The sequence below is a fragment of the Pelotomaculum sp. FP genome, assembly GCF_004369245.1.
Taxonomy (GTDB): domain Bacteria; phylum Bacillota; class Desulfotomaculia; order Desulfotomaculales; family Pelotomaculaceae; genus Pelotomaculum_C; species Pelotomaculum_C schinkii.
In genome coordinates this window covers 60,237-70,191 of the sequence record NZ_QFGB01000018.1, presented here as the reverse complement: position 1 = coordinate 70,191, position 9,955 = coordinate 60,237, and the positions used below count along the sequence as shown (strand labels likewise).

Sequence of the window (9,955 nt, the reverse complement as noted above, 5' to 3'; positions counted from 1 at the left end):
TTTTTACGTTTTGTCAAGTGTTTTTCTGAAATTTCTCCAATTTTTTAACGAAAAAAAGCAGGGTACCTTTTGATACTCTGCTCTTTTGTGCTGCGGGTATGGCCTTGGCCTTATCTTAATGACATTGGCGCCGCGGGGGGTGTTAAGGTTTGAGTTTATTAGAAGCGAAAGACATTACCAAGAAATTCGGCGGCCTGGCGGCCGTGTCCGATTTGAGTTTTACTGTTGAGAAAGGGGAGATCCTGGGGGTCATCGGGCCTAACGGCTCCGGCAAGACGACGGTTTTTAACTGCATCAGCCGCTTTTTCCCGCTCACCGCAGGCGAGTTGTATTTTAAAGATAAAAGGATCGACCAGCTGCCGGCCCACAAAATTTGCAAGCTGGGTATCGGCAGGACCTTTCAGGTGGTTAAGCCCTTAAGGCGCATGAGCGTTGAGGAAAATGTGATGGCCGGAGCCTTCCTGCGCACGTCGAGCATGGCCCGCGCCAGGCAAAAGGCCGGTGAGATTATCGAATTCTGCAACCTTGACAAGTACAGGCACCGCGAGGCCAAGAGCCTGCCCATACCGCTGCGCAAAAGGCTGGAAATTGCCAGGGCGCTTGCTACCGAGCCGGAGCTGCTGCTTTTGGACGAGACCTGCGCGGGTTTAAATCCCAAGGAGTCCGAGGCGGCCATCGAATTGATCCAAAAGATCCGCGACGCCGGCATGACCATTATCATCGTCGAGCACATCATGAAGGTGATGATGGGTATTTCGGATCGCATTCTGGCCATAAATTTTGGGAAAATGATAGCTTTTGGCAGCCCGCAGGAAGTATCGAACCATCCTGAGGTGGTCAAAGCTTATTTGGGTGACGCCTATGCTTAAAGTAAAAGGAATTGACGTGAGCTACAAAGACGTCCAGGTGCTCTGGGATGTATCCTTTGAGGTCCATCAGGGTGAACTGGTGGTCCTTTTGGGCGCCAACGGCGCCGGCAAGACCACCACCTTAAACGCTATTTCCGGCCTGCTGCCGCTTGGCAAGGGAACGGTGGAATTTGACGGCAAAGATATATCCAAACTGCCGGGCTACAAAATCGCCGAGCTGGGTATCGTGCACGTGCCGGAAGGCAGGCGCCTCTTCCCGGAAATGTCGGTCCGCGAGAACCTGGAAATGGGATCCCTTCTGGGCGAAGCTAAAACCAAACGTAAAGAGACCATGAAAAAAGTGTTTGAACAGTTTCCCATCCTGGAGGAAAGGCAGAACCAGGAAGCCGGGACCTTAAGCGGGGGGCAGCAGCAGATGCTGGCTCTGGGCCGGGGGCTGATGGCCCTGCCGAAGCTGTTGATCATGGATGAGCCTTCGTTGGGCCTGTCGCCCGTACTGGTCAAACAGATTTTTGAGATCGTCAAGGACATCAACAACCAGGGCGTTACCGTACTCCTGGTTGAGCAGAATGTCAACCAGACCCTGAACCTCTGCCACCGTGCCTACGTGCTCGAAAACGGCAGGATTATCCTGCAGGGCAGCGGCAGGGAATTGCTGTGTAACGCGCATATCAAGGAAGCCTATCTGGGTATATAGGTTGGCACGTGAGACGTGGGTATGCAGGAAGCAGGGGGACGGTTCTCCTGCTTCCTTTTTTATGACGTGAGATGTGAGACGTGGGCTTACGTGCGTTCCTCGGATACCGGAGTTTTGTCCGCCTCTGGAGTCGTGTGCGAATGAACCGGCCATGATTTTTCAATCACAAACTACCAATGAAAACGCACACTGGGGAGTGACAATCGCTCGAAAGGCTTAGGAAGCAGGGGGACGGTTCTTTTGCTTCCAAATTTGGAAGCAAAAGAACCGTCCCCCTGCTTCCCTCCCACGTCCCACATCACCGCATGATCAGGACGGGGCACCCGGCAAGGCGGCAGACACGGTTGCTGACGCTGCCCATCAGGTACCCTTTAAACTGCCCCAGACCCCTGCTGCCCATAATCAGCAGGTCACAATCGCAGTTGGCAACCATTTTGCAGATTTCATCGACTGGATGCCCCACGCTTATTTCCTTTGAAATATTAATGTTATAATCGGCAAGTTCGGACATGGCCTGGTTCAATATTTCCCGGCCCTGCTTATAAAACTCTTTCGCCACATCCTGGTGTACGATACCCAACTGGTCGGGGGATATGCTGGCATAGGATGGGAGCGCAGGGACGACATGAAAGAGGATCAAGTCTGCTCCCAATTTTGCAGCCAACTCAGCTCCGTGCAAGGCAGCCTTGGCCGCCTGCTCGGAACCGTCAACCGCTACAAGGATTTTTTTATACACTATACTCCCCTCTTTCCTTTCACTTAGTATAATTTTCTTGATGTATTATTATTTTTCCTCCACATAAATTCCAAAATTTTCTATATTGGATTCAAGCTAAAACAGGGAAGGTAAAATGACAAAAAAAGCGAATATTTTGCAATACAACATAAAGCAGGGGGGAGGGGCTACCGGTGCAATTTGTTTTAAGATCTCTAAAAATTAAAAACAGTCTAATTATGATCGCGGTGATGGTCCCCTTAATTGTCGGCTTTTTAGCTTATGATTTATACCGGCAGTCTGTTTCCATGCGCCGGGCGCTGACGGAAAGAGGCATCATCCTGGCTATCACCGGGGCCGAAACGGCTGGTAAGATCCTGTCCGACGGAGCCGTAAGCGGCGGCCTATCCGAAGAGCAGTTATTTGATACCAACTACCAGCCTATCCCCAATACCAATCCCCAGAGATACCATACCTCTTATGACGCTTACACGGACAAAAATCTTACCCGGGTACAGGATTCCTATCTGATGGACGACATTATTATTTATGCTGTGGCCCTGGACGTCAACGGCTATGCGCCCACCCACAACTCCATCTCGAAAATTGGCTACGGTGACAACGCCAACCGCTCCAAGCGTATTTTTGACGATCCGGTAGGCCTGGCCGCGGTCCGTAACGAGGAGACATACCTGTTTCAGGAATACAAACGGGACACCGGTGAAGTGATTTGGGATATTTCCGCCCCGATTTACGTCAATGGAAGCCACTGGGGGGGATTCCGTGTCGGTTTCTCTATCGCGGAAACCAACCGGCAAATCGCTGCGCTCAGAAACCAGACCGTCACCGGGGGCGCCGCCCTTGTCGCAGCCCTGGTTATCCTTATCATATATATATCCAACTTGATTACCAGCCGTGTCAAAAGCCTGGAGCAGGCAGCCGACCGGATCGCCGGCGGCGACCTGACCGGATCCGGCCTGGAGGACCTGGAAAAGTTCCAGGATGAAGTGGGTCGGCTGACCCGGTCCCTCCGTAATATGGCTGACAGGCTTCGCCAGCTTGTGGAAAAAACCGGCCGGTCCACAGGGCAGGTAAAAAATTACACGGACCGGCTAAAGGACAGCATGCAACAGGCTACCTATACTTCCAGCTCTGCCGCAGCTAAAATGAGCGAGCTTTCTGAAACGATGAAAAAGATGGAAAGCGGCGCCGGGGAGGTCGTCAAGGCTTCGGAAAGGACCATGCAAAGCCTGGCCAGGGCTGAAGAAACTTCCTCCATGTTTTTAAACCAGATGAAGTCGGGCAGCCTGATTATGACCCGAGCGGGCGAATCGCTCAAGGAGCTTGAGTCGCATATAGAAAAGGTAGGAGAAATATTGTTGTACATTTCCCAGATTTCCGAACAAGCCAGTCTGTTGGCAGGGAAAACGGTTACGGAAGCGGCAGGCATTTCTTGTGCGGGATGTAATTTTTTAACCCTGGCCAGTGAAATCGACAGGAGGGCTAAAGATGCGGCGGGGGCTACCAAGGGCCTGGCCAGCCTGTTTGACAATGCCCGCAAGCGTGCCGCCCAGGCCGCGATAGCCCTGGAAAAGGACCGGCAGGTGGTTTCGGAAGGATACAGCGCCGCCAACGAGGTTTCAGAGTCCTTAAAGGTGATTATCGTTGGCATCGAAAACCTGTTCAAAATGGCGGGTGAGGTTGGCGCGTCCACGCGGCATATTTCCGAGGGTATCGCCGGCCTGGACGTTTCAGCATGGGAACAGGCCAACCTGGTGCAAGGTTTTACAGATGCGGTCAAACAGTTGGAAGACGGTATTGACGAAATGCAAAAAACGCTTGCCCCACTGAAATTATAAAGAAAGTGTCATACCCCCCTGTCGCACCCGAAGGAAAGGAAGCAAAAGAACCGTCCCCCTGCTTCCTTACTTGCAGGTATTTGCAATAATGAAAAGAATTATTGAAAGTCATGAAGTTTTTTGGGGAGAATATTTAGGTGGTGGAGCCTATTGGATTTGTTTGGGATTGCCACAAGCGCTTTTATACTTGGATTCTCCGGGGCGATGATGCCGGGACCGCTTTTGACTGTTACCATCAGCGAGAGCACGCGGCGGGGTTTTATAGCCGGACCTTTAATTACACTGGGACACGCTATCCTGGAATTGGCTCTGGTCCTGGCCCTGGCCGGCGGCCTGTCAATTTTTCTGACCAGTGGCGGGGTGGCCCAGGCCATAGCTGTACTCGGCGGGGCTTTTCTCGTCTACATGGGCTGGGGTATGGCTAGGGATGCCTATACCGGCAGAGTCTCGTTGCCGATGAAGCAGGGCGCTTCTGCCGGGGACACCCCGGCAGAAGGCGATGCGCCGGGCCCGGCTGCATCCCGGCCGGGAGCTTTACCGGGGAGCGGGGGGCTTCACCCGGTTGCCGCCGGCATCCTGGTCAGCCTGGCTAACCCTTACTGGAGCCTGTGGTGGGCCACCATCGGGCTGGGTTTTATCACCCTGTCCTTAAAAAGCGGCTATGCCGGCCTGGCGTCCTTTTTCACCGGCCATATCCTGGCGGACCTTGCCTGGTACGGTCTGGTGGCAGCGGCGATAGCCGGCGGCAGGAGGTTTATCACCGACCATATTTACAGGGGCGTCCTGGTTGTGTGCGGAGTTTTCCTGATCGGACTCGGCGTCTATTTCCTTTATTACGGTTTGAATGCCAAGCTTTGAGTGATATACATAGATAGTAACGTCGGACTCCTCATGTCTGACGTCCGACACCAAAAAGGGGGAGCCTCATAGGATGTCAATAGTATTATGCGGCATTTGTCCGCACCCGCCAATCATGATACCGTGGATTGGCCAGATGGAATCGGAAAAGGTGAAGGAAACCCAGTATGCCATGGTTGAACTGGCCGGGCGGATCAAAGATTCAGGCGCGGATACAGTGGTCATTATATCACCGCACGCCCCGATCTTTCAGGACGTGGTAGGGATCAATATGAAACCCGTCCTCAAGGGTGATTTTGATAAATTCGGGGCTGGTTATCTAAGATATGAGCTGGAAAACGACCTGCCGCTGGTGGCGGAGATCAAGAAACAGGCCGCCGGCCTGGACCTGCAGGTGCTTGAACTCAATGATGATGTTGAAAGGCGGTACGGCCTCAGCCTGGACCTGGACCACGGGGTAACCGTTCCCCTCTTCTTCATGGAAGAGATAGGTGTGGTGCTGCCGCTGGTCCACGTGGCCATGTCCGTGGCTCCGCCCGAACAATTATATCGCTTTGGCCTGGCGGTAAGGCAGGCGTCGGAAGTATTGGGACGCAAGGTGGCCCTGCTGGCCAGCGGCGATCTCTCCCACTGTTTGACGGCGGATGCGCCGGGCGGTTACAACAAGCGGGGCGAAGAATTCGACCTGGAGTTAAAAAGACTGCTGGAAGCCGCCGATTTGGAAGGGATCGTGGGGATGGACCAAGCACTGGTCCGGGAGGCCGGGGAGTGCGGCTACCGTTCCATCGTCATGATGCTCGGCGCACTGGACGGGTACGATGTCAGATCCAGAGTGCTCTTTTACGAGGGACCTTTCGGGGTGGGCTACCTGGTCGCCACCCTTGACCCTGTTTCAGAAAACCCGCAAAAATCCCTGCTGGCCAAACTACAGGGTAAAAAACAGGCTGAAATGGAAATGCTCCGTTCCCATGAGAGCTACCTGACCGGGTTGGCACGAAAGACACTGGAAAACCACTTGTCCGGGTCGCCGCGGCCGCAAGCCGGTGATGTGCCGGAAGAATTCAAAAAAAGAGCCGGTGTTTTTGTTTCGATCAAAAAACAGGGCAACTTGCGTGGCTGTATCGGGACGATTGAGCCGCAGCAGGACAGTATTGTTGAAGAGGTGATGGCCAATGCCATCAGCGCGGGGCTCGGGGACCCCCGCTTTCAGCCCGTCCGGCATGAAGAGCTTGAGGATCTGGTATACTCCGTGGATGTGCTCCAGCCGCCTGAACCAATTCAAGGACTGGGCGAACTGGACCCGGCGAAATACGGGGTAATCGTGCGTTCCGGCCACAGGAGCGGTTTGCTGCTGCCCAACCTGGAGGGGATTGAGACCCCTGAGGAGCAGGTCGAGATAGCCCGCCAAAAGGCCGGGATTGGCCCGCATGAGGAAGTCCGGCTGGAAAGATTTGAAGTAGTCCGCTACAAGTAGTGACAATGGGGAGATATAGGTCTCGTCATATGCCTCACTTGTCTCAAAAATATTGTTCTTGAAAAGGCTTGACTTGCGGGCTTGGGGCTAAAATAGCCGTAGGCCGTAGGCCGTAAGGCGTAAGGCGTAAAAAATAATACCCGGGGATCATCCCCCTCCCTTTTTTAATAACCTTACACCTTACGCCTGACCCAGATACAAGTCAGTATAAGCCTACGCCCTACGACTGACCGGTAAGAAATGCAGTATAAGCCTGCGCCTGGGTGCGTTCCGTAGCGCGTGCGTTGCTTGCAGAAAAGCTTAAATAGCGCGTAGCTAACGCATGGCTGTTTGTAGATGCGGTCGGTATGATGTTCTTGTTGCACAAATGGAGAATTGCGAAGCGAGCGGAGGATAACCCCAAGCCCACTACCCCAAAGGCTTTTCGAGAACCAGTTAAAATGACCTTTATCATTACGATACACTCAAATTCTTATGCTGGATCAAGTTTTAGGGTAGGTGCTGATTGTGCGGGAAGTAATGTTCTACGAGAAAAAAGAAAAAGGCCTGGTCACCTGCCGGGTCTGCCCCAAAATATGCTCCATTCCGGAGGGAAGAGCCGGTTTCTGCCGGGTCCGGGAAAACCACGGAGGCGTCCTTTACGCGGTAAATTACGGCCGGGTAACCTCCGGCGGTCTGGACCCGGTTGAAAAGAAACCGCTTTACCACTTTTACCCCGGCTGTTATATACTGTCTTTTGGGTCCTTCGGTTGCAACCTGCGTTGCGGCTTCTGCCAGAACTGGACCATTGCCCACGGCGACCCGCCGGCGAGGGAGTTTACCCCGCGGCAGGCGGTGGACATAGCCCGGCAGGAGCCGGACCGGGACTACCCCAATATCGGTATTGCCTACACTTACAATGAGCCCTTTATGTGGTACGAGTTTATTGCGGACACTGCCCCGCTGGCGCATCAAGCCGGTTTGAAAAACGTCCTGGTGACCAACGGCTATGTCAGCGAGGCGCCTCTGCGGGAAATCCTTCCCCATATTGACGCCATGAATATCGACGTTAAGGGCTTTACGGACCACTATTACCGTAAGAATTGTGCGGGAAGGCTGGAGCCGGTCCTGCGCACGGTGGAAATCGCGCATGGCAAGTGCCATGTCGAGCTGACCACCCTGCTGGTAACCGGGTTGAATGACACTCCGGAGGAAATCAGCCGACTGGTGGACTGGGTAGCCTCCCTCGACCGGGAGATCCCGCTGCATTTCTCCCGCTACTTTCCCGACTTTGAGGTGGACCTGCCGCCCACCCCCCTGGAGACCTTGGAGCGGGCCCGGGAGAAAGCCTTAGAGAAGCTGTCGTATGTATACATCGGCAATGCTCCCAACCTGGGCGCGAGCGACACGGTATGCCCGGACTGCGGTGAGAAACTGATCACCAGGCGTGGCTACAGCACTCAGGTGGCAGGCTTGGACGGCAAAAAGTGCCGCCGCTGCGGTAGGGAAATCCGGATTAAAGGTATAACTTAATAACTTCGTTGCCCATGCCGCAAGCGGCGCCACGTATCATGAAAACTTACTATTTTACTTAATCCTTGCCGGTTCCTTTGTAGCCAGCAGTTTGTCATGTGCAGTTAAGCGGGCATCGATTTTTTTTATGTCGCCCCAAATATAGCTCACTTCTTTTTTGATCTCGCCTACATCGTGTCTTAATTTACGCTGTCCCTGCTCTAATCGTATTTGGCTTTGTTCTACCCGGTCCAGGCGATCATGCAATGACTGCTGTCCTTCTGCTAATATCTTTTGTCCTTCCGCTAACGCTATTTGTCCATCTTCCAGCGACCTTTGTCCATCTTCCAGATATCTTTGTCTTTCTTCCAGCGACCTTTGCCTTTCTTCCAGTGACCTTTGTCCATTTTCCAGTGAGCTTTGTCTTTCTTCTAATGCTGTTTGTCGTTTTTCTAATGCCTTTTGTCCTTCTCCAACGGCTTGAACGCTTCCGGTAAGAGCCTGCAGTTGTTGTAAGACCAGTTCTTGAAATTTATCATTATCCACAAAATAGCCTCCTTTCGATACTTCAGATACTCTCCTGTGGTCGTGATACCCCTCATGTCAAATCTATAAATTTCGTTTACGGCAAAGGATTTTCCTGCAAATACCATAATATAAATTCAGTTTCCAGCTTATTCCTGAGAGCGCTTGTGCCGGCGCATGATCTGGCAGGGAACCAACTTATCAATTACTTATCAATTAATTAAGGTCTGTTTTAATCCAAATACTAAGACACCTGGCGGCTGCCAGGTGTCTTAGCCGACCTTACTGCATCACCATGCCGCCGTAAGGGAACTGGTTCTGGTAACCTGCGAACTGCTGGTGAGTCTGCTGCAACTTTTGCGGCTGCTCTATTTCAAGCGAGTACCAGCCCTTGCGAAACATAAGATTGTACATGTCTCTGGTATGGGCGTGGGTTTCAATAAGCATATTCACAACGTCCTGGTGCAGCGCATGGTGGCTGGCTTCCCGGCTGAAAACATTGAAGTTGTCAGTCAGATATTTTAAGCTTGACAGAGTATCGTTGAGCATGTCGCGGTCGTTCATTTGCGGCCCTTTAGGCTGGGCCATATTGGCCTGGGGATTTTGTATTTTATTTTGCTGGTTCATGGATTCACTTCACCCTTTCTTAGCGATTTGCCGTATTAGCCGGATTAACATGGTTCAAAAGCCTCAGATAGTGGTGCATATGGAGCTGCCCCACTCGATCTAAAGCAGCCTTGATTTCGGGGTCCACGGCCTCTCTGGAAAAATGGAAGCACTTCTTCATGGAGGTCAATTCCCAGGTCATGGCGTCCTGCAGGTACAGGCTGTCTTTGGTTGAGATGACTTTTGGGGGTTCCGGCATTACTTGCGCTTGCTGAAACTGGTTTTGCTGAAACTGGTTTTGTTGAAACTGACTTTGTTGAAACTGGTTGGATGGCTGATACATGTTCATCTGCACTCTTTCATCACTCCATTTCTACTTTTTAAGTATTGTTTACCGTGTTTGTAAATTTATTCAGCGCAGGAAGACCATGCGTTGGTTATACAAAATAAAAAATAACCACTAACTTAAATAAATTTATTGAATCTTGCAGGAATTCTAATATTAACTGTAGAAAATTTGCATAGTTAATCTCCGAGTCTGTAAGCCTTAGCCGCAGGTATGGTTGTCAGGCCGTTAGGGTGCATTGGGAAACTGATGCGCCTCCCATTGTGGAAAGGAGAAAATGGCTTTATTTGCCGTAAAGCTTTGTCCTTTTTACAAATGGGACAGGGCTTTTTTCTTGTTTATAGCGGCCTCACATGAGCCGCGCATGACTGCTTCTTTTAAAATTGTCTCCTAGCCACCTAACCTACAGCTGTAAAGCCATGGTTATTGGCCGTTAGGGCGCTCTGAGAAATTGGCGCGCCTTCCGTTGCGAAAAGGAGAACATAGCTTTATTTTCACTCTAAAGCTTTGCCCTT

Annotated in this window: 10 protein-coding genes and 2 riboswitches; of the genes, 6 read left to right on the top strand and 4 right to left on the bottom strand. The window is 52.0% G+C overall.

The annotated features are described in order from the left end of the window. Positions 1 to 149: 149 nt before the first annotated feature. Both Psfp_RS09355 and Psfp_RS09350 read left to right on the top strand, forming a co-directional pair. Positions 150 to 869 (top strand): ABC transporter ATP-binding protein, encoded by a 720-nt coding sequence (locus Psfp_RS09355; protein WP_134218276.1) that lies wholly within the window; start codon positions 150 to 152, stop codon positions 867 to 869. Beyond that, on the top strand, positions 862 to 1,566 hold the full coding sequence (locus tag Psfp_RS09350; RefSeq protein WP_134218275.1) for an ABC transporter ATP-binding protein: 705 nt from the start codon (positions 862 to 864) through the stop codon (positions 1,564 to 1,566). Before Psfp_RS09355 ends, Psfp_RS09350 begins: the two co-directional genes overlap by 8 nt. 298 nt (positions 1,567 to 1,864) lie before the next feature. On the opposite strand, the gene Psfp_RS09345 is transcribed toward Psfp_RS09350, so the two are convergent. Beyond that, on the bottom strand, positions 1,865 to 2,302 hold the full coding sequence (locus tag Psfp_RS09345; RefSeq protein ID WP_134218274.1) for a universal stress protein: 438 nt from the start codon (positions 2,300 to 2,302) through the stop codon (positions 1,865 to 1,867). 173 nt (positions 2,303 to 2,475) lie between these two features. Here Psfp_RS09345 and Psfp_RS09340 point away from each other — a divergent pair, with 173 nt between their 5' ends. The 4 genes from Psfp_RS09340 (at position 2,476) to amrS (ending at position 7,984) form a co-directional block, all read left to right on the top strand. Then, complete coding sequence (locus tag Psfp_RS09340) at positions 2,476 to 4,140, top strand: methyl-accepting chemotaxis protein (RefSeq protein ID WP_134218273.1); 1,665 nt, start codon at positions 2,476 to 2,478, stop codon at positions 4,138 to 4,140. 150 nt (positions 4,141 to 4,290) lie between these two features. Further along, on the top strand, positions 4,291 to 4,998 hold the full coding sequence (locus tag Psfp_RS09335; protein WP_134218272.1) for a LysE family transporter: 708 nt from the start codon (positions 4,291 to 4,293) through the stop codon (positions 4,996 to 4,998). Between the two features lie 73 nt (positions 4,999 to 5,071). Then, a complete protein-coding gene (amrA, locus tag Psfp_RS09330) occupies positions 5,072 to 6,472 on the top strand; it encodes an AmmeMemoRadiSam system protein A (RefSeq protein WP_134218271.1) in 1,401 nt (466 codons plus the stop codon). Between the two features lie 507 nt (positions 6,473 to 6,979). Then, on the top strand, positions 6,980 to 7,984 hold the full coding sequence (amrS, locus tag Psfp_RS09325; RefSeq protein WP_134218270.1) for an AmmeMemoRadiSam system radical SAM enzyme: 1,005 nt from the start codon (positions 6,980 to 6,982) through the stop codon (positions 7,982 to 7,984). A gap of 54 nt (positions 7,985 to 8,038) precedes the next feature. On the opposite strand, the gene Psfp_RS09320 is transcribed toward amrS, so the two are convergent. From Psfp_RS09320 to Psfp_RS09310, 3 genes are all read right to left on the bottom strand, one after another. Then, on the bottom strand, positions 8,039 to 8,509 hold the full coding sequence (locus tag Psfp_RS09320; RefSeq protein ID WP_134218269.1) for a hydrolase: 471 nt from the start codon (positions 8,507 to 8,509) through the stop codon (positions 8,039 to 8,041). 261 nt (positions 8,510 to 8,770) lie between these two features. After that, positions 8,771 to 9,115 (bottom strand): spore coat protein, encoded by a 345-nt coding sequence (locus tag Psfp_RS09315; protein WP_134218268.1) that lies wholly within the window; start codon positions 9,113 to 9,115, stop codon positions 8,771 to 8,773. A 19-nt stretch (positions 9,116 to 9,134) separates the two neighbouring features. Beyond that, a complete protein-coding gene (locus Psfp_RS09310; protein WP_243120561.1) occupies positions 9,135 to 9,443 on the bottom strand; it encodes a hypothetical protein in 309 nt (102 codons plus the stop codon). A 169-nt stretch (positions 9,444 to 9,612) separates the two neighbouring features. Further along, positions 9,613 to 9,730, top strand: a riboswitch (molybdenum cofactor riboswitch). An 85-nt stretch (positions 9,731 to 9,815) separates the two neighbouring features. After that, a riboswitch (molybdenum cofactor riboswitch) is annotated at positions 9,816 to 9,935 on the top strand. The last annotated feature ends 20 nt before the right edge of the window (positions 9,936 to 9,955 follow it).

Bases quoted from the DNA above. Each gene is read 5' to 3' on its own strand.
- Psfp_RS09310 (WP_243120561.1), bottom strand. From the start codon at position 9,443: ATGAACATGTATCAGCCATCCAACCAGTTTCAACAAAGTCAGTTTCAA.
- amrA (WP_134218271.1), top strand. From the start codon at position 5,072: ATGTCAATAGTATTATGCGGCATTTGTCCGCACCCGCCAATCATGATA.
- Psfp_RS09315 (WP_134218268.1), bottom strand. From the start codon at position 9,115: ATGAACCAGCAAAATAAAATACAAAATCCCCAGGCCAATATGGCCCAG.
- Psfp_RS09350 (WP_134218275.1), top strand. From the start codon at position 862: ATGCTTAAAGTAAAAGGAATTGACGTGAGCTACAAAGACGTCCAGGTG.